This window comes from Oceaniradius stylonematis (genome assembly GCF_965223445.1).
Classification (GTDB): Bacteria; Pseudomonadota; Alphaproteobacteria; order Rhizobiales; family Rhizobiaceae; genus Roseitalea; species Roseitalea stylonematis.
Genome location: NZ_OZ244994.1, coordinates 1,599,914 through 1,617,500, shown reverse-complemented (window position 1 = coordinate 1,617,500; position 17,587 = coordinate 1,599,914). Strand labels below are relative to the sequence as shown.

Below are 17,587 nucleotides of genomic sequence, written 5' to 3'. Positions count from 1 at the left end.
CTCCGCCGAAACGCGGCTCGCGAAAGCGGTTTGCGCGCAAGGCGCGTGCGAGATGAGCGGTGATCAGGATTACAGGTGTCTCTCGGCATTTGCTGTGCAATTGCCTGCCGACACCAACGTCGTTTTGCCAGGCGAAACGACTTGGGGCGTTAGCTCAGCTGGGAGAGCACCTGCTTTGCAAGCAGGGGGTCATCGGTTCGATCCCGATACGCTCCACCAAATCAACAATTCCGGGCGGCCGGCCAACCAACCCCGCCCGTTGCGCAGGCGCCTTTTGAGGCGACGCGCTGTCATCTGCCGAAGGAATAAGGTTTGCGGTTTGCGCTCCGCGCAAGCTGCTTGTTTTGCATACATCGTAAAGAGAAGATTTGTCCGGGCTTCACACCGTGAAGCGTCGGCGGCCATGCTCCAATGGCCGTCACCATGATTGGTCGCCTAACCGCGCCATCGGACAGGTCTCGAGAAGCTGGTCTTTTCTGCCAAGTCCGTGCGCCAGCATGGGCATTGGCAATGAGAACGATCAAGTGTCTTAAGGGCATTTGGTGGATGCCTTGGCATGCACAGCCGATGAAGGACGTGATACGCTGCGAAAAGCCATGGGGAGCTGCGAATACGCTTTGATCCATGGATATCCGAATGGGGAAACCCACCTTAGATACTTGGAAATTCAAACAAGCCGTACGGCTTGACCATTCATGCCCTCGGGCCTGTTTGGTTTCCAAGTATCGAGACAAGGTATCTTATCCTGAATACATAGGGATAAGAAGGGAACGCGGGGAACTGAAACATCTAAGTACCCGTAGGAAAGGACATCAACCGAGACTCCGTCAGTAGCGGCGAGCGAACGCGGACCAGGCCAGTGGCGATTGGGAGACAAGCGGAACATTCTGGAAAGGATGGCCATAGTGGGTGACAGCCCCGTACGCGTAATGCAACCAATCGTCCTCGAGTAAGGCGGGACACGTGAAATCCTGTCTGAACGTGGGGGGACCACCCTCCAAGCCTAAGTACTCGTGCATGACCGATAGCGAACCAGTACCGTGAGGGAAAGGTGAAAAGCACCCCGACAAGGGGAGTGAAAGAGTACCTGAAACCGGATGCCTACAAACAGTCGGAGCGCGCAAGCGTGACGGCGTACCTTTTGTATAATGGGTCAACGACTTAATGTGGCGAGCAAGCTTAAACCGATAGGTGTAGGCGCAGCGAAAGCGAGTCTGAACAGGGCGTTCAGTTCGTCGCATTAGACCCGAAACCGAGTGATCTAGCCATGAGCAGGCTGAAGGTTGGGTAACACCAACTGAAGGGCCGAACCCGTATCTGTTGCAATAGATTGGGATGACTTGTGGCTAGGGGTGAAAGGCCAATCAAACTCGGAAATAGCTGGTTCTCTGCGAAATCTATTTAGGTAGAGCGTCAGCCGAATACTCCCGGGGGTAGAGCACTGGATGGGTAATGGGGACTCACCGTCTTACTGATCCTAACCAAACTCCGAATACCGGGAAGTAATAGCTGGCAGACACACGGCGGGTGCTAACGTCCGTCGTGGAGAGGGAAACAACCCTGACCGCCGATTAAGGTCCCCAAGTTATGGCTAAGTGGGAAAGGAAGTGGAAATCCCAAAACAACCAGGATGTTGGCTTAGAAGCAGCCATCATTTAAAGAAAGCGTAACAGCTCACTGGTCTAAATAAGGGTTTCTGCGCCGAAAATGTAACGGGGCTAAAGCCATACACCGAAGTCGCGGGCTCGCAAGAGCGGTAGCAGAGCGTTCCGCAAGTCAGTGAAGGGATACCCGCGAGGGATCCTGGAGATACCGGAAGTGCGAATGTTGACATGAGTAACGATAAAGGGGGTGAGAGACCCCCTCGCCGAAAGTCCAAGGGTTCCTGCTTAAAGTTAATCTGAGCAGGGTTAGTCGGCCCCTAAGGCGAGGCCGAAAGGCGTAGTCGATGGGAAGCAGGTTAATATTCCTGCACCCGGAGGTAGTGACGAATGCCGTAAATCGTCATCCCTTATCGGATTGGGATGGCGGTGATGGTGTTCCGGGAAATAGCTCCTCCGTACGGACCGTACCCGAAACCGACACAGGTGGACAGGTAGAGTATACCAAGGCGCTTGAGAGAACTATGTTGAAGGAACTCGGCAAATTGCACGCGTAACTTCGGAAGAAGCGTGACCCTTTTGCGGGCAACCGCGGGAGGGTGGCACAGACCAGGGGGTAGCGACTGTTTATCAAAAACACAGGGCTCTGCGAAGTCGCAAGACGACGTATAGGGTCTGACGCCTGCCCGGTGCCGGAAGGTTAAGAGGAGAGGTGCAAGCCTTGAATTGAAGCCCCGGTAAACGGCGGCCGTAACTATAACGGTCCTAAGGTAGCGAAATTCCTTGTCGGGTAAGTTCCGACCTGCACGAATGGCGTAACGACTTCCCCGCTGTCTCCAACATAGACTCAGTGAAATTGAATTCCCCGTGAAGATGCGGGGTTCCTGCGGTTAGACGGAAAGACCCCGTGCACCTTTACTATAGCTTCACACTGGTATTCGCCAAGGCATGTGTAGGATAGGTGGTAGGCTTTGAAACCCGGGCGCCAGCTCGGGTGGAGCCACCCTTGAAATACCACCCTTATCTTCGTGGATATCTAACCGCGGCCCGTTATCCGGGTCCGGGACCGTGTGTGGTGGGTAGTTTGACTGGGGCGGTCGCCTCCTAAAGAGTAACGGAGGCGCGCGATGGTGGGCTCAGAACGGTCGGAAATCGTTCGCTGAGTGCAATGGCATAAGCCTGCCTGACTGCGAGACTGACAAGTCGAGCAGAGACGAAAGTCGGTCATAGTGATCCGGTGGTCCCGCGTGGAAGGGCCATCGCTCAACGGATAAAAGGTACGCCGGGGATAACAGGCTGATGACCCCCAAGAGTCCATATCGACGGGGTTGTTTGGCACCTCGATGTCGACTCATCGCATCCTGGGGCTGGAGCAGGTCCCAAGGGTATGGCTGTTCGCCATTTAAAGCGGTACGTGAGTTGGGTTCAGAACGTCGTGAGACAGTTCGGTCCCTATCTGCCGTGGGTGTAGGAATATTGATTGGATCTGTCCCTAGTACGAGAGGACCGGGATGGACACACCGCTGGTGGACCTGTTGTCCTGCCAAGGGCATTGCAGGGTAGCTATGTGTGGAACGGATAACCGCTGAAGGCATCTAAGCGGGAAACCGGCCAAAAAACGAGTATTCCCTGAGAGTCGTGGAAGACGACCACGTTGATAGGCTGGGTGTGGAAGTGCGGCAACGCATGAAGCTTACCAGTACTAATAGCTCGATCGGCTTGATTCGTTCTCATTGCTCATGTCCATGGCTCACGCCGTGGCTTGGCGCCAGCTTCTCATCTGTTTTGCGTTTGGCCGACCTGGTGGTTATTGCGGGGCGGCTGCACCCGTTCCCATTCCGAACACGGCCGTGAAACGCCCCAGCGCCGATGGTACTTCGTCTTAAGACGCGGGAGAGTAGGTCGCTGCCAGGTCTGCCAAACGCAAAACAGCTTCTCGATCACGATGTTTCTTCGCTTCCCTGCCTTTCTCCGCACGGAGGCGTATGCCGTCCGCCCCATACGCTGGTTTTGCGATGGTCGGCCGGCTGCCAGCCGGGTCTTCTTGGAACCGGTACATCTTTGGCGCGGGGTGGAGCAGCCCGGTAGCTCGTCAGGCTCATAACCTGAAGGTCGTAGGTTCAAATCCTACCCCCGCAACCAAAACTATCAACTAAATCATATATTTATTGCGGCATTTGATTTTTCAGGATGCCTCGATTAGCCTTTCACACTTCTTACACAAATCCTGACCTGCTCCCCTGAATGTACCCATTCATAGGTTAGCCCTGTTCACGTTGTGGTCCATTGCGGACCGGGTTGCAAACTCGTTCGGTGTGAGCCCGTCGAGGCTCGTGTGTGGCCGGTTGAGATTGTAGTCGATCCTCCATTTTTCGATGATCTGCCGGGCATGGCGGTAGCTGCGGAACAGATGCTCGTTCAAGCACTCGTCCCTCAGCCTGCCGTTGAAGCTTTCCACGAGGCCGTTCTGCATCGGTTTTCCGGGCGCAATGTAATGCCATTCGACGTTGCGGTTCTGCTGCCAGGCGAGCATGGCATTCGAGGTGAGTTCGGTGCCATTGTCGGAGACGACCATGCAGGGATAGCCGCGCCTTTCGGCGATCGCATCCAGTTCGCGAGCGGCACGTTCGCCCGAGATCGAGTTGTCCACGACGGTCGCCAGGCATTCCCGGCTGAAGTCGTCGATGACACACAGGATGCGGAAGCGGCGTCCATCGACCAGCGTGTCCGACATGAAGTCGAGTGACCATCTCTGGTTTGGATCCTGTGGAATGGCCATTGGCGCTCGCGTACCCAAGGCTCGTTTCCTGCCGCCGCGTTTTCGAACCGTCAGACGCTCTTCCCTGTAAATCCGGTAGAGCTTCTTCCAGTTCACCGCCACGCCTTCGCGCTTCAACAGCAGGTGCAGGCGGCGATAGCCGAACCGTCGCCGTTCCGATGACAGGTCCCGCAAGCGCTGTCGCAGACCGGCATCGTCCGGCCTGCTCGACTGGTAACGGAAGACGCGCGGCGCAATGCCGACCAGGGCACAGGCCCGCCGCTGCGAATAGTCCTTCATCTCGATTGCCCAACTCACGGCTTTTCTCCTGGAGCCGGGCGTCAGAAGTTTTTTGTCAGCATCTCACGAAGCGTCGATACATCCATCATCTGCTCCGCCAGAAGCCTCTTCAGCTTCGCGTTCTCTTCTTCAAGCGCCTTCAGCCGCTTGGCGTCCGATACGTCCATGCCACCATACTTCTTGCGCCACGTGTAGAACGTCGCGTCACTGATGCCGTGCTTGCGACACAGCTCAGCCGGTGTCATGCCCGCCTGATGCTCCTTCAAAATGCCGATGATCTGCTCTTCCGAAAACCGTGATCGCTTCATGCCCTGTCTCCTTCGTTGGGGAACAGGCTAACCCAAAAACGGGGACATCTAAGGGGAGCATGTCACCGCCACATCACGGGTGGGCACCCTTTTCTTGTAGCCTTTGAACAGAGCTTTGCGGCCATCATCGGAATGCTCATCGTCTCCAACCGTTATCGCAACGCAATAGGATCGAGAATTTTGCCAAATTATCGTGCTAACTGCTTGGTCAACATCCACGTGCCCATTCCTCTCCAGAATGGTCGCAACCTCTGCGACGAGCTCGTTGTCGCGGCGGCCAGTCTCCAATGATTGGAACTCCGGCCAAACTTGGCTGGTGATCAGTTTCCTTGGATTACCCGTGGCTTTTTGTTCGCAGATAACAACGGAGATGACAGTGCCGTCACTGCCATCAAGCTTCAGATGTACGCCATCAAAACCTTTATGGGCATGAATCATATGGGGAGCGGCTTTGAGTGTATCGGGGCTGTGCAAATGGGCTGCAATCCACGCAAGAACCTGAAATAGCCATCCATCTCGATGCCATGGCTTTTCCGGATCAGCAGCCGTTAATAAACGGATCGCGCCATCTACCGCCGTAGCTGATGGTGCATAATCAGCGCAATCTGTTTCCTGAAGTATCTTTACGACGTGGCGCGCTTGTCCAAGCGCTACTTTTGCCACCAACCTGGCAAGCTGATCTTCATCAGTGATCGTCCAATCATCACCTGCCCAATGTTTTTTATTCGAGATTGGCTTGAAGTTAATCATACATTGAGCATCTTCTTTCGGCCGAAATATTAATCCTGTCCAAAACGATTATAAGGGCAGGGAACTCCGAGCCCCTATGATGTTTTTTATCATAAATGACTATCTTTATCCATAAGAAATCATCCCGCTCGGGTCGTTTTAGCTCTCAACGAGACCCACAGGCTCGAATCATCCCGTTCGGTACTTTTTCGTGCAAATCGGATGAATCGTGCTATAATCGTCCCGAAAGGGATGATTATGCAAACCATTCAAAATAACAAGGCGCTGGGCGAACTGATCCGCAAAGAACGCAAAAGCCAGAAACTGACGCAGGAGGAACTGGCTGCGCTGGCTGGGGTCGGCGTGCGCTTCATCCGCGAGCTTGAGCATGGGAAGGAAAGCTGCCGGATCGGTCTGGCCATCCAGGTCATGCAGACGCTCGGTCTTTCGATCGCCGTCTATGGACGCGGTGAGAGGCTGGCATGACCCGCGTGCTCGATGTCTGGCTGCATGAGAAGAAAGCAGGTCGTCTGACGCAAGACGAGGACGGCACTCTCGACTTCGCCTACTTGCCAGATTATCTGGTAGGCGACGACGCTCCGGTCATTTCGGTTTCGATGCCGCTGCGGGAAGAAGCCTATCCGGACAAAATCGCCCGGCCCTATTTTTCCGGGCTGCTACCGGACGAACGGGCGCGGCGAAGACTGGCCTCGGCCCTTGGCGTGTCGGAAGGCAATGCGTTCGGCCTGCTGGAGATTATCGGCGGTGAATGCGCCGGGGCGCTCAGCCTGCTGCCGGAGGGTGAGCCTCTTCCCGAGGCGGACGCGCATCCGCCAGAGCCGCTTTCAGAAAAGCGCCTTGCCGAAATTCTGGACCTGCTGCGCTTCCGGCCGCTGCTCGGCGGCGAGGAAGGCGTACGCCTGTCACTGGCGGGTGCGCAGGACAAACTGCCGGTGTGTCTCGTGGATGGTGAAGTGGCATTGGCGAAAGCCAACTATCCGACGACGCATATCATAAAACCATACATCGAAGGACTGGACGGCACGGTCGAGAACGAGATTTTCTGCATGAGGCTGGCTGAGCGGGTTGGCCTTCCCGCCCCAAAAGTCGCCAAGGGCGCCGCGGGAGAAACCGACTATTTTCTCATCGAGCGCTATGACCGCGTGACGAACAATGACGGCACCATCAGACGTCTGCATCAGGAAGATTTCTGTCAGGCGCTAAGCGTACCGCCAGAGCTCAAATACGAAGAAGAAGGCGGACCGGGCATCGCTGCATCGCAGGACCTGATTGCCAAACATACACGTAGACCCGCCGCTGACCGTCTGGCTTTTCTGCGCATGGTGATTTTCCATTTCCTTGTTGGCAATGCCGATGCGCACGCAAAAAACTACGCGCTGCTCTATCGGGAAGACACGCCGGACCTCGCGCCGCTTTACGATGTGATCTGCACGGCGGCCTATCCGAACCTCGCCAAGAAACTGGCCATGCCTATTGGCGGTCGCGGCATTGCCGATACGATCCACCTCAAGCACTGGTTGACTTTGGTGCCGGACACGAGAGCGGCGCAGCGCCTGCTGACTAAAGACCTCCAGGAACTATCCGAAAGCGTCCTTGCTCAATCGGACGAGCTGCCCAGCGAACTGAAAGAAGATGGCATCTACCATCCGGTTTTGAAGAAGGTGATTGAAATCATCGGCAAGCGTGCAGAGCACATTCAAGCCATCATCAAGCAAGCGGCGGGCCAAGAGGAAGGTGAATAGATGGAAGATGACCCCTTCTTTTCATTACCGCCAAACTCCGAATGGAACGCCCTCATCGGCGAGCAGGGGGAGCGGGTTTTCTATGCGGAAGGCTACATCGAAGCCGCACTTGAGCTTGCGACGCTGATTGTCAAAGGGAAGAAGTACGCGCAGCGTGACACGCTCGTGATGCCGATTCTCTACAACGCGCGGCATTCCATCGAACTGCATCTAAAGCTGTTTATTGATGAGTTTGTTAGGTCATGTTGACAAACTGCGCAGCCATAGGCGTGCGGCGGCGATGTGAACGAAGCCGAGATAGCTGGCGGCGGTTTTGTCGTAGCGGGTCGCCAAACGGCGGGAGCATTTGAGCTTGTTGAAGCAGCGCTCGACCCGGTTCCTCAGGGCGTAGGTGATGGCATCGACGAGGATTGGTTCTCTGCGATTGATCTTGCCGGGGATGACCGGCGCGCCACTGCGCTTTTCGATGACACGGCGGATGTGATCGCTGTCGTAGCCCCGGTCGGCAATGAACACTTTGGCTTCGGGAAGATCGTCATCCACGAGCGCATCGAAGCCTTTGAAGTCTGAGACTTCGCCACCGCTTATCTCCGCCCGGACAGGCAATCCGTGAGCGTTGGCAATGAGGTGGATCTTGGTCGTGAAGCCACCCTTTGAGCGGCCAAAACCTTCCTTCTGAGTCCCCCTTTTGCGCCGGCTGCCAGATGGTGGGCGCGGATGATGGTGCTATCGATCATCTGAACCTGACCGGGACTGGCCCCGCTATCATTGAGCGCGTCCAGGACCAGGTCCCACAAACCCGCCAGCGTCCAACGTCGGAACTGCCGGTAAACCGATGACCATTTGCCGAACTTTTCAGGCAAATCACGCCATGGGGAACCCGTTCTCGCAATCCAGAAGATGGCGTCCAAGACCCGGCGATGATCGGAAGCTGGCCGGCCTCCGCGACCACGAACGGCAATCAGAAAAGGTTCGAAGAACGCCCACTCGGCGTCCTCCATCAGCAATCGCGCCACGGTAGCCTCCGCAAAAGCTACCTTGAATCAGATCAAAGCTGATTTGGGAATCCAGTTTGTCAACATGACCTACGAACGTCTGCTTTCCGCTCATTTCGTGCATATGCCGCGATGCCGCTAACGACCGCTCTGGGGATACTGCCGAAACGCTGTTCAACACTCAATCAGCACGGATTTCATGGTCGGAATTCTTTGTTGGAGCGGCAGCGCATCGTTGCGATGGTGTGAACACATCTCAAGCCGCTGTCTGAAAAAGAAACTGCTGATATCGTTGGTTGCGTGCCCCCGCAACCAAACAAGTCATTGAATTTGAATGATATTTCGGCCCGCCCTTTCGGCGGGCTTTTTGCGTTTTGGCGCATGTCGCCACCATGTCGCCACGGTGAATCTGACCCGCTCCCCTTTGAGTCCGCGCTGATAGGTTAGCTCTGTTCAGGTTTTGAAGTGCTTCCCTTTTTGGATCGCACCGAACCGGAACCTCCGGGGGTTATGTCTCATGCGGCGGAACTGAGAAGCACCTGTCGTTCGACCATCCGCATGCAAAAGGGATGGCGAGACGGTCGTTGAACTACAAGATATTTGTTCAAGCCGCATTTGGTCACGTTCCTTGTGGGGAATGAATTGTCGCAGCCTGCTCGCCAGTTAGCCCGGTTCGCTTGAATGGATTGCAGGCAAAGCATTTTCGGTCACCAGCCGCATGCCCAGATGCGGGGGCGGGGCGCCGACCGCGCAGCCGCCGCGCGCCGGATCGCGCACGAGGAACGGGATTACCGCCTCGTGTTCACCGCCGACATGGTAGGCAGGACACATCGGTGTCTTGGCGGTGTCCGAATCGTCGATGTAGCAATCCTGCGTCCATTCCCAGACACTGCCGTTCAGGTCGGCGATTCCCTCTTCGGTTGTCGACCATGAACCGCTGGGTTGGAGACGACGCCCCGTCCGTTGCTCCAGCAGATAGTCCGACGCCCATGACAGGGACGGATCGGTGAAGATCGGGTCGGGTTCTTCCGGCAGCACGGGTTCTGCCATCGCGTACCATTCCCGAGCGGTGGGCAGCCGGAAGCGGTGTCGGGACACGCGGTTGATCCAGTTCAGATATTCGTTCACATCGAGCCAGTTCAGGCCCGTCGCCGGCCATTGTTCCGCTTCACCGCCCCGAGGTGGCCTCAGCAAAAGCGTACACGCGCCATCGGCGTGACACCGGTTCCATTCGGCGATGGTGACTTCATGGGCTTGAACGTAGAGTGGTCCACCGCTTTCGGAGATCACTGGCCTTTCCGCCATCTGCGGGACGTAGTCCATATTCGGACCGCGCCCGGTCACCAATGCGGCGACGATGACGACGCACACAGCCAGCAGCAAAAGGGAAGCCGTTCCAAGCCGCTCCGATCGTGACATCGCCATCATTGCTCATGTCTCCGCCGTCAGCCCTCGAACGGCCTTGGCGCCACGACCTGCTCCATCAGATCGTTGTCCCAGGGACCCTCGACCACGAAGTGGGCCGTCGCGCCCTTGAGCGCCGCGATGATCAGATTGTGGTTGACGTAGGCGTAAACGCCCGGCTGTTCGAAAGTATACATCGCCGCCGCCGCGCAGCCGCCGCGGACAAACCATGTCTCGACGCCCGTCAGGGGCGGATCGGTGAACGAGGTCTCCCAGACGAAGTTGCCGTGCCCGCCGATCAGGTGTGGGCGGCTGTCCACATTGCAGGAGTTGTGCACCATGAGCACTGTCTGGCCGACCTGCGCTTTGAGGGCGTTTGCACCGGTCAGCGCGCCGACCGCACCGTTGAAGACCTGGTGCGTGGGAACGAGCGTCGCCATCGCCTCAAGGCTGTCGGCATAATCGTCGCCGGCGGTATCATAGAGCTTGAAGTCCCCATTCTCGTCGCGCGGGAGGTAGTAGTCCTGTTCACCGAAATAGGCGATCGAGTCATAGCGCAGAGGATTGCCCTCGGCATCCTTGAGGCCGTCGCGCGGCAGAACCATGATGGCGCCGTTCATGCCGTGGCAGACATGGTAGGGGATCATCGCGCCGCCAGGCGCGCAGTGATAGGTGAAGCAACCCGTCTTGGTCGCCTTCCAGCGCAGTACCGTTTCCTCACCCGGATAGATGTGGGTCAGCCCGCCTCCACCGAGCGCGCCTGTGGAGGCATGGAAGTCGATATTGTGCTCCATCGCGCTTTCGACCGGATTGCGCAGCGTCAGTTCCACGTAATCGTCCTGATGGACGATGATCAGCGGACCGGGAACCGAACCGTTGTAGGTCAGCGCCCAGATGCTCGCGCCGGTATCCTCGTCGATCGTCATCAGCCGCTCATGGGTCACCATTTCGATCTCGACGATCTTCGGCGGGCCGCTGGCGACCTGCTCGTGCTCGGGCGCGAAGGGCGGGTCAACCAGTTCCTGGCGAACCCGCTCGAGACCGGACAGATCGGCGGGCGCGGCCTCGGCCATTTCGCCCGACGCCGATTCCACCGTAATCACCGGGCTCGAGCGGTGCATCCGTGGCACGGATGGCACCGGACGCGGCATCATCGACGCATGAGCGACGCCGCCCGTCAGGGCCGCCGCTCCGGCAAGCGCCGTGCCGCGTAAGACGTTACGGCGGCTCGTGACGACTTTTTCGGCGTTGATGGATTTTTTCATTGCAGCCTCCTTGGCTAGTGCGTGCGTGACGCGGCGGGTTCAGGTGCCGCGCCGATCCGCGATCACAGGTTTGAGAGTTGGGCTTCGAAGCGCTTGCGCGCGCGTGGCGGAATGCGCCCTTCGAGATAGTTCTGCGGCGCCTCGCTCACCTCGCCGACGGCCAGCGTCATGACCATGCCCATGGCGTAGTGCGGCAGGCACTTGATGCCGTACAGGCCTTCGGCGTCGAAGGTGATCTCGATCTCCTCGTTGATCTTGCCCTTGAAGGGCTCGGCCCCTTCGGGGATCATTTCGAGAATGGATTCTGCGTTGTGAGCGGGATCGGTCGCGATGAACTTGACCGTGTCGCCGGGTTCGATCCGAAGAAGATCCGGCTCGAAAACCATCGCGCCGGCTTCCCCCCGGTTGAGCATCTGGACTTCATGCATTTCAGCAAAGGCCGATCCGGCCATCGCCACGCCAATAGCCAGAGCGGCTGTCATCACGCGCACCATCTGTCATTCCTTTCTTGACTTGCCCTTGTTTGATGCGACCTTATCGGCGAGCGCAGCCGAAACGTTGTGCTGCCACAAACAAATCACGGGCTCTTCAAGGAACGGCGAACCGACCGACAAGGAGGAGGCGTCGTCGCCACAAAACCTGACAAGGGGGCGTCTCGGGTGCGAGCGGTCGAAAGAGCAAAACACGCGCGGAGACTTGACGAGAGCCTGCTGGATCAGGTCGGACCGTTTGCGAGGCTGACCGCCGCCGAACGCCGCCAAATCCTCGATCGTGCCGTTTCCAGTCGTTTTGAGCAGGGGGCGCAGATTTTCGAGGAGGGTGCGGTCGCCGACCGGTTCTACCTGCTGCTGGACGGCTATGTGCGCGTCGTGCGTCAGACAAAAGACGGCGAACAGGTGATCATGCTGCACATTCCCAGCGGGCAGTTGATCGGGATCGCCCAGGCCTTTGACCGCGACACCTATCCGGCCACCGCCGTCGCCGCCAGCGAATGCGTGGCGCTTGCCTGGCCGGTGTCGTTCTGGAACGTCCTCGTCGAAGACTATCCGGGCTTTGCGGGCGCGGCGATGAAGACGATCGGCCTGCGGGTCAAGGAGTTCAACGAGCGGGTCGTGGAGATGGCGACGCTGCAGGTCGAACAGCGCATCGCGCACATGGTCCTGCGCCTGGTCAATCAGGCCGGCCGCAAGTCAGCCGATGGGATCGAGATCGCCATGCCCGTGACGAGACAGGATCTTTCGGAAATGACCGGCTCGACCCTGCATACGGTGAGCCGTCTGCTGAGCGCCTGGGAAAAGAAGGGTTGGGTCAAGAGCGGCCGCCGCCGCATCATCGTCAGGGAACCGCATCAGCTGGTTCTGTTGAGCGAAGGGCGAAGCTGAGCCCCGATGGCCCGGTGCAGGTCGGCGCGAAATGATTGCTCATCGACACCGTGCTCCCTGCAGGCGTCGATGACCGTATGAAAGGGCGCGATGAGGCAACCAACGCAGAGCAGCCGATAGTCGAGAAAGACCCGAATGGTTTCGGGCCATCGCGTCATCAGCTCGTCAAGTGGCAGATCGGGGTTTTCAATAGGATGTGACATCGCAATTGCCTTGACCTGGAACGACAAGCCTAATTCGGAAAGCGGACGCAACGTTGTGCGATCGCAAACTCGACATAATCAGGCATTTGCGACGGGCACGTTCGCTCATCGGTCACGGCAGCGGGCTGACGCCGAAAAGGACTGGGTGGATTGCGACAAAAACCAGGTAGAGAACCATTGCGATCAAAAGGCGCGCGGCGAAACGAGGACCAAAACGCCTGAAGTCGAGCGATCGGCCGTGCCGCCGGGCGTGATCGAGTTCATCCCATCGCGCTCCGAGTTCACGCCGCTTGCGGCGATCGACGAGGCGTTGTCCAGCCAGCGCAAAAACCGCGAAGGTTCCGAAAAGGAGGACATGGGCCAGATCGCCATTGGGCACGATATGGGCGCCCGCCCACAAGCCGAGCGCCATGAGGAGCGGATGGCGGGTCCATCCGACAATGCCGGGGCGCGCCGGATCGAATGCGTCGTTGTTCGCGCCACCGAAGCAGAACGGGTTCGGACGGGCAACGGAGAGCGCGACGATCAGGCACACCGGCGCCATGACGATCAGCGGGACGTAGGGTTGCCACGGCGCCCAGGGCCAGAGCTGCAGATAGGGTGCGCGATCGGCCGCGACGATCAGCCATCCGAGGGCGGCCAGCGACAGCGCGGAATAGGCGAGGATGAAGCCGCGGCCGCCGATCCATCCGGCGATGCGCTCCCGGATCGGTCTTCTCACCGGCACCGAATGAGACACAAAGAAGAAGCCGGCGGCGGCGGCGAATTCGGTCCAGCCCATGGCTCATGACCTTGACCGTGGCGCGATCAGCAGCCGGCCATAGATCAGGGCGAACCCGAAGAAGGCGCAGAACCAGGCCAGCCCGGAAACCAGATGAAGGATGGCGGCCACATCGGCAAAGGCGCCCGAGGTGAGGCGCACCAGCGTCGCCGCAACGACCAGCAGGTAGATCGCCGTCGTGGCGGGGCCTGCGGTGAGTTCCTGGCCGGTGTGGCCAAGCGTGGCGCGCGTCATAACGGCGAGCGTCATCAGCCCGATCCCGCCCGCCATCCACAGATGTTGCGCAGCCGTCACGCCAGCCAGATTGGTGGAAAGAACGGAAAAACCGACGACGATGGCGCCCAGGGGCACAAAGGCATAACCGGCGTGCAGCACCCAGACCAGCGGTTCGGCGCCGGTGCGGAAGCCAGCCCAACGGACGAGGCGCGCCGCATGCGCCAACCCGGCCAGAAGCAGCAAAGAGCCGGCGACCGAGGAATCCGGTCGCGCGATCCATACCAGGAGCGCCGCCAGAAGCGTCAGTAGCGCCACTTTGTCGAAACGCCCCATGGGCGGCGATGGCAGCTGCCCTGCGCCGCGCTTGACCAGCCAGTTTCGCGTGTACGAGGGAACGATGCGCCCGCCGATCAAGCCAATCAGCATAATGGCCGTCGCCAGGCCGATACGCAGGCCGTAACCTTGCGCTGCAAAATCACCCCGCGCGGCCTCCCAGTGGAAGGTGCCGTTGCCCGCGACCAGGGCGGCGAACAGCCCGAGCACCATCAGGTTGCGCCGGTTCTTACCGGCGACGATCTCACGTGCGATGACCAGCGCAAACAGGACCGGAAAGGCCAGATCGACGAAGGCGACCGTGGCCGGCGACCAGAATGCCGACGTCGCGATCGCCACGCGACCCGAGAGCCACAGCAGGAAAAGCCCGCCGAGCGGCCAGCCGGCGATTGGCAGACGGCCCGTCCAGTTGGGCACGGCGGTCAGAAGGAACCCGGCGATTATGGCGCCGAGATAGCCGAAGAGGAACTCATGGGCGTGCCACGATATCGGATCCAGCCGCGTCGGGAGCTCCACGGCCCCCGCCAGCATCGCCAGCCACAACACCATGGCAAGCGCCGCCCAGATCGCGCCGCCGAGGAAAAACGGCCTGAACCCGTAGCTCAATATTGCTGGGCCCCGCCAGGCGCGGGACCGTTCCATGGTGCCGACCGCATTCATGGCAGCACCCGTGTGCGGTCGGCAAGAATCGTGCGGCTGGTGTTGATGACGCGTCCTGCCGCATCGCAGGTCAGTCGAACCTGCCGTCCGGCGTGCCAAAAAGTGAGCCGATAGCGTCCCTCGTCTTCCCCGGCGCCTTTCTCAACCCGACCGGTTATCTCGCCGGCGCGCATGAGCGGTTGCACATCCTTGGGGTCTATGCCGAAGTGGCCGGCGAATAAGTCGACCGACACGGTTACGTCGCCGTCATCAATCTCCACGATCATCTGGCATCTCCCAAAGTCGGAAAGCTGAACGGCGCACGCGGCGAAAGCGCGCAGTCGGCCAGGGTGTGGGCGTTCAGATCGTCCAGGAACCGCGAACGCGCATCGGCCAGAATGCCTTTCAGGCGACAGCTCGGTGTGATGACGCAGGCGCCACCATCGGCCTGGAAGCACTCCACCAGTGCCGACTTGCGTTCCAGAACCGCAACGATGTCGCCCAAACGCAATTGCTCTGGGGCAGAAGCAAGGACGGCACCGCCACCGGTGCCTCGCCGTGTCTCGACAATTCCCGCGGCGGCCAGTGCCTGAACGGCCTTGGTCAGATGGTGGCGCGAGATGCCGAACTCGGCCGCGATCTCGGCGGTCGAGTGCGCGCGGTCAGGCTCGCTGGCCATACGCATCAGCGCGCGCAGGCCGAAATCGGTGAAGCTGGTCAGGCGCATGTTAAAAGTTGTCTTCCGTAATCAGGTTTTTTGGGCCTTGCGTAGCTTAGCAGCAATAAGCGGTATTTGAAATACTAATTGGAGCTGATCAAGGGGACCGCGAGCGTCAGCGAATGGATGTCAACTATGACCGCGAGGCGCAGCGTTCGGCTCGTGGTCGGGTGCGCGCCTGCACGATCTGCGCTTCACAGGTCCGGAAGGCGCCAAGGGCTTCGCAACGCTTCCGCTTCAAACCTGACAGGACGGAGGAGTTGGGTTCCATGCCCAATTCTCGCGGAAAGCGCGGATCAGGGATTCACCTTTATTGGTGCGATTGCCATATAAGGCTGCAAAAACAAAATCTTAGGCTTGTGCAGAAGCGGACATCTGTCGGTTGTCTTGCGACGCTCGGGACCGTTGGCCCTGTCTAAATCGACGGGCAGGAGAAGTCAGGCACGATGCCGCTGCGAGAGATGAACCTTTCCGTATCAAGCCCTGCAAACAATCCATGATCGCGCACCAATACGGTGCGGGTACCTGCCGCCCTGCCACCCAAAATGTCGGTGTGAAGCGTGTCGCCGACCATGGCGATACGGCGGGGCTCAATGGTTCCAAGCCGATCCATGGCATCGTTGAACGCATCGTCGAACGGCTTGCCAAACAAGACCGGGCTGTTGCCAACCGCATCGGCGATTTGATGCGCGTAATATCCCGGTTCTTGGCTCAGGCCATTCTCGCGCGGTGCCACCAGGTCCGGGTTGGCAACAATGAGTGGGCGAGGTCGGTCGTCCAAGGCCTCGCGAAGCGCCTGTACGTGCTGATCGGTCAGTGACACGCTTGAGAGAAACACAAACCCATCGACGTCCTGGCCGCGCCAATGGTCGATGGCCACATCAAAATCCTCAAAGCGATCATCGGGCGATGCGAGTGCACCCCAACGACCATCGGGCAAGAACGCGCCAAGGCGCCGCGCGGCCACATCGCGGCTCGAGATGACCTCATCCGCTTCGAAATCAAATCCAAGGCGGCGGTAGCGCTCGACCGCTGTCGCGAGCGTGTAGCTCGCCGCATTGGTCAGCACGATGAGCTTCTTGCCCGCAGCCCTGAGCGAAGACAGACACGCCACCGCTCCGTCGATCGCGGTCTCGCCCACATTCAGGACGCCAAAGCTGTCGAGCAGAAACGCATCGAACTGGTCCGCGATCTCCAGCAGGCCAGCGCACGCCTGGGTTGTTTGCGGGAATGTCGCGCTTGGTAGCCGATGGCGTATCTGTTCGTAGCGGTCAATGGCCGCCGCAGCTGAAAGCGTCTGGGCGTAGGTCATCAGAGGGGGCGATGCCGATCCGATTTGGGGTCATCGGACCGGTGGTTTTCGCAGATGAGCGTTGGGGCGATGCCCTCCCAGCCGCGCAGCAGGGCCGCCATCGGTGTGTCACGGTTAGCCCCGATCATACGCTTGAATATCCGCCTTCAATCATCATCAAGGCCCCATTGACGAGGTCGGAGGCGGGCGAGGCGAGATAGAGCGCCATGTCGGCGATTTCGACCGGCTCGCCGAATCTGCCAAGCGGTGTCGCCGCGATCATGGGGCCAGATTTTTCCGGTGGGCTCCAGACCTTTTTGCCCATTTCGGTCATCACAACGGTTGGGCAGATCGCGTTCACCTGAATGTTGTGCGGCGCCAACTCAGTCATCAGCGATTTCGTCAGCGCGTTCAGCCCACCCTTGGACGAAGCGTAGGCTGCATGGTCGGCCAGCGCGATAACACCCGTCTGCGAGGAGATGTTGATGATCTTGCCTGCCCCTTGCGCGATCATAGGTGGCGCGAGCGACTGCGCGAGCAGAAACGGTGCCCGCAAATTGATGGCCATCGTGCGGTCCCAATCCTCGGCGGAGAAGGCAAGAGCGGGGCCAACAAGGGCGACGCCGGCAGAGTTGACGAGGATATCGATGCACGGGTGGATCGCCAGCGCCTCACGCGCCAACAGTCGGCACCCTTCAACGCTTGCAAGGTCGGCGACGATGGTGCGGCAGCCCGTCCTGTCGGCAAGTGCGTCCAGGCGCTCTGCGGATTGGCCCGCTCCTATGACCTTCGCGCCCGCTTCGGTGAACACCGAGACAATCTCAGCACCGATGCCCGAGGACGCGCCGGTGACCAGTGCCGTCTTGCCGGAGATTGAAAAGCGATCCTTCCAGCTCACCGG

Annotated in this window: 16 protein-coding genes, 2 tRNA genes, 2 rRNA genes and 1 pseudogene; 8 read left to right on the top strand and 13 right to left on the bottom strand. The window is 59.1% G+C overall.

The window, feature by feature from the left end:
• Positions 1-143 precede the first annotated feature (143 nt).
• The 4 genes from ACOQOU_RS07950 (at position 144) to ACOQOU_RS07935 (ending at position 3,743) form a co-directional block, all read left to right on the top strand.
• A tRNA-Ala gene (locus tag ACOQOU_RS07950) sits at positions 144-219 on the top strand.
• A 299-nt stretch (positions 220-518) separates the two neighbouring features.
• Positions 519-3,328, top strand: a 23S ribosomal RNA gene (locus ACOQOU_RS07945).
• Positions 3,329-3,400: 72 nt separating this feature from the next.
• Positions 3,401-3,515: ribosomal RNA gene (gene rrf, locus ACOQOU_RS07940) — 5S ribosomal RNA — on the top strand.
• Between the two features lie 151 nt (positions 3,516-3,666).
• Positions 3,667-3,743, top strand: a tRNA-Met gene (locus ACOQOU_RS07935).
• Between the two features lie 112 nt (positions 3,744-3,855).
• Here ACOQOU_RS07935 and ACOQOU_RS07930 read toward each other — a convergent pair.
• Positions 3,856-4,967, bottom strand: a protein-coding gene (locus ACOQOU_RS07930; protein WP_306026631.1) for an IS3 family transposase whose coding sequence is annotated in 2 segments (ribosomal slippage) — positions 3,856-4,715 and positions 4,715-4,967 — 1,113 coding nt in all. Because the reading frame shifts where the segments join, the coding sequence is not laid out codon by codon here.
• A gap of 48 nt (positions 4,968-5,015) precedes the next feature.
• Positions 5,016-5,717, bottom strand: coding sequence for a hypothetical protein (locus ACOQOU_RS07925; RefSeq protein ID WP_306024884.1), 702 nt, complete (start codon positions 5,715-5,717; stop codon positions 5,016-5,018).
• Between the two features lie 237 nt (positions 5,718-5,954).
• Between ACOQOU_RS07925 and ACOQOU_RS07920 the strand changes: the two genes are divergently transcribed.
• The 3 genes from ACOQOU_RS07920 to ACOQOU_RS07910 are packed head-to-tail and all read left to right on the top strand — an operon-like array spanning position 5,955 to position 7,708.
• Positions 5,955-6,182 carry a type II toxin-antitoxin system Y4mF family antitoxin gene (locus tag ACOQOU_RS07920; RefSeq protein ID WP_306025164.1) on the top strand — a complete coding sequence of 76 codons (228 nt, stop codon included), beginning with the start codon at positions 5,955-5,957 and terminating at the stop codon, positions 6,180-6,182.
• Entirely contained in the window at positions 6,179-7,459 is a 1,281-nt protein-coding gene (locus ACOQOU_RS07915) for a type II toxin-antitoxin system HipA family toxin (protein ID WP_306024885.1), read from the top strand. The genes ACOQOU_RS07920 and ACOQOU_RS07915 overlap by 4 nt, the downstream gene beginning before the upstream one ends.
• Positions 7,460-7,708, top strand: a complete 249-nt coding sequence (locus tag ACOQOU_RS07910; RefSeq protein ID WP_306024886.1) for a hypothetical protein — start codon at positions 7,460-7,462, stop codon at positions 7,706-7,708. It abuts the gene before it with no gap.
• Here the strand turns inward: ACOQOU_RS07910 and ACOQOU_RS07905 are convergent.
• The 4 genes and pseudogenes from ACOQOU_RS07905 to ACOQOU_RS07890 form a co-directional block, all read right to left on the bottom strand.
• Positions 7,700-8,460 (bottom strand): annotated as a pseudogene (locus ACOQOU_RS07905) (IS5 family transposase). The gene ACOQOU_RS07910 and the pseudogene ACOQOU_RS07905 overlap by 9 nt on opposite strands.
• A 657-nt stretch (positions 8,461-9,117) precedes the next feature.
• Positions 9,118-9,873, bottom strand: coding sequence for a formylglycine-generating enzyme family protein (locus ACOQOU_RS07900; RefSeq protein WP_420578868.1), 756 nt, complete (start codon positions 9,871-9,873; stop codon positions 9,118-9,120).
• Between the two features lie 26 nt (positions 9,874-9,899).
• Positions 9,900-11,123 carry a copper-containing nitrite reductase gene (nirK, locus tag ACOQOU_RS07895; RefSeq protein WP_306024888.1) on the bottom strand — a complete coding sequence of 408 codons (1,224 nt, stop codon included), beginning with the start codon at positions 11,121-11,123 and terminating at the stop codon, positions 9,900-9,902.
• A 62-nt stretch (positions 11,124-11,185) separates the two neighbouring features.
• Positions 11,186-11,605: a pseudoazurin gene (locus ACOQOU_RS07890; RefSeq protein ID WP_306024889.1), complete on the bottom strand. Its 420-nt coding sequence runs from the start codon at positions 11,603-11,605 to the stop codon at positions 11,186-11,188.
• Between the two features lie 177 nt (positions 11,606-11,782).
• Here ACOQOU_RS07890 and ACOQOU_RS07885 point away from each other — a divergent pair, with 177 nt between their 5' ends.
• Entirely contained in the window at positions 11,783-12,505 is a 723-nt protein-coding gene (locus ACOQOU_RS07885; RefSeq protein WP_109765566.1) for a Crp/Fnr family transcriptional regulator, read from the top strand.
• Here ACOQOU_RS07885 and ACOQOU_RS07880 read toward each other — a convergent pair.
• The 7 genes from ACOQOU_RS07880 to ACOQOU_RS07850 all read right to left on the bottom strand — a co-directional run bounded on the left by ACOQOU_RS07880 (position 12,472) and on the right by ACOQOU_RS07850 (position 17,584).
• Entirely contained in the window at positions 12,472-12,735 is a 264-nt protein-coding gene (locus ACOQOU_RS07880) for a DUF1858 domain-containing protein (RefSeq protein WP_375566150.1), read from the bottom strand. The two genes, ACOQOU_RS07885 and ACOQOU_RS07880, sit on opposite strands and share 34 nt — an antisense overlap.
• An 85-nt stretch (positions 12,736-12,820) precedes the next feature.
• The gene (locus tag ACOQOU_RS07875) at positions 12,821-13,489 is read right to left on the bottom strand and encodes an NnrU family protein (RefSeq protein WP_109765564.1); all 669 of its coding nucleotides are present in this window, start codon (positions 13,487-13,489) and stop codon (positions 12,821-12,823) included.
• 3 nt (positions 13,490-13,492) lie between these two features.
• Positions 13,493-14,680: an NnrS family protein gene (locus tag ACOQOU_RS07870; RefSeq protein WP_420578867.1), complete on the bottom strand. Its 1,188-nt coding sequence runs from the start codon at positions 14,678-14,680 to the stop codon at positions 13,493-13,495.
• A 14-nt stretch (positions 14,681-14,694) separates the two neighbouring features.
• Entirely contained in the window at positions 14,695-14,964 is a 270-nt protein-coding gene (locus ACOQOU_RS07865) for a DUF6522 family protein (RefSeq protein WP_109765560.1), read from the bottom strand.
• Positions 14,961-15,404 carry an Rrf2 family transcriptional regulator gene (locus tag ACOQOU_RS07860; protein WP_109765558.1) on the bottom strand — a complete coding sequence of 148 codons (444 nt, stop codon included), beginning with the start codon at positions 15,402-15,404 and terminating at the stop codon, positions 14,961-14,963. The genes ACOQOU_RS07865 and ACOQOU_RS07860 overlap by 4 nt, the downstream gene beginning before the upstream one ends.
• 406 nt (positions 15,405-15,810) lie before the next feature.
• The gene (locus ACOQOU_RS07855) at positions 15,811-16,707 is read right to left on the bottom strand and encodes an HAD-IIA family hydrolase (protein ID WP_306024891.1); all 897 of its coding nucleotides are present in this window, start codon (positions 16,705-16,707) and stop codon (positions 15,811-15,813) included.
• Between the two features lie 124 nt (positions 16,708-16,831).
• Entirely contained in the window at positions 16,832-17,584 is a 753-nt protein-coding gene (locus tag ACOQOU_RS07850) for an SDR family NAD(P)-dependent oxidoreductase (RefSeq protein ID WP_109765555.1), read from the bottom strand.
• Positions 17,585-17,587: the final 3 nt, after the last annotated feature.

Bases quoted from the DNA above. Each gene is read 5' to 3' on its own strand.
- ACOQOU_RS07900 (WP_420578868.1), bottom strand. From the start codon at position 9,873: ATGTCACGATCGGAGCGGCTTGGAACGGCTTCCCTTTTGCTGCTGGCT.
- nirK (WP_306024888.1), bottom strand. From the start codon at position 11,123: ATGAAAAAATCCATCAACGCCGAAAAAGTCGTCACGAGCCGCCGTAAC.
- ACOQOU_RS07915 (WP_306024885.1), top strand. From the start codon at position 6,179: ATGACCCGCGTGCTCGATGTCTGGCTGCATGAGAAGAAAGCAGGTCGT.
- ACOQOU_RS07910 (WP_306024886.1), top strand. From the start codon at position 7,460: ATGGAAGATGACCCCTTCTTTTCATTACCGCCAAACTCCGAATGGAAC.
- ACOQOU_RS07855 (WP_306024891.1), bottom strand. From the start codon at position 16,707: ATGACCTACGCCCAGACGCTTTCAGCTGCGGCGGCCATTGACCGCTAC.
- ACOQOU_RS07870 (WP_420578867.1), bottom strand. From the start codon at position 14,680: ATGGAACGGTCCCGCGCCTGGCGGGGCCCAGCAATATTGAGCTACGGG.
- ACOQOU_RS07925 (WP_306024884.1), bottom strand. From the start codon at position 5,717: ATGATTAACTTCAAGCCAATCTCGAATAAAAAACATTGGGCAGGTGAT.
- ACOQOU_RS07875 (WP_109765564.1), bottom strand. From the start codon at position 13,489: ATGGGCTGGACCGAATTCGCCGCCGCCGCCGGCTTCTTCTTTGTGTCT.
- ACOQOU_RS07890 (WP_306024889.1), bottom strand. From the start codon at position 11,605: ATGACAGCCGCTCTGGCTATTGGCGTGGCGATGGCCGGATCGGCCTTT.
- ACOQOU_RS07860 (WP_109765558.1), bottom strand. From the start codon at position 15,404: ATGCGCCTGACCAGCTTCACCGATTTCGGCCTGCGCGCGCTGATGCGT.
- ACOQOU_RS07865 (WP_109765560.1), bottom strand. From the start codon at position 14,964: ATGATCGTGGAGATTGATGACGGCGACGTAACCGTGTCGGTCGACTTA.
- ACOQOU_RS07920 (WP_306025164.1), top strand. From the start codon at position 5,955: ATGCAAACCATTCAAAATAACAAGGCGCTGGGCGAACTGATCCGCAAA.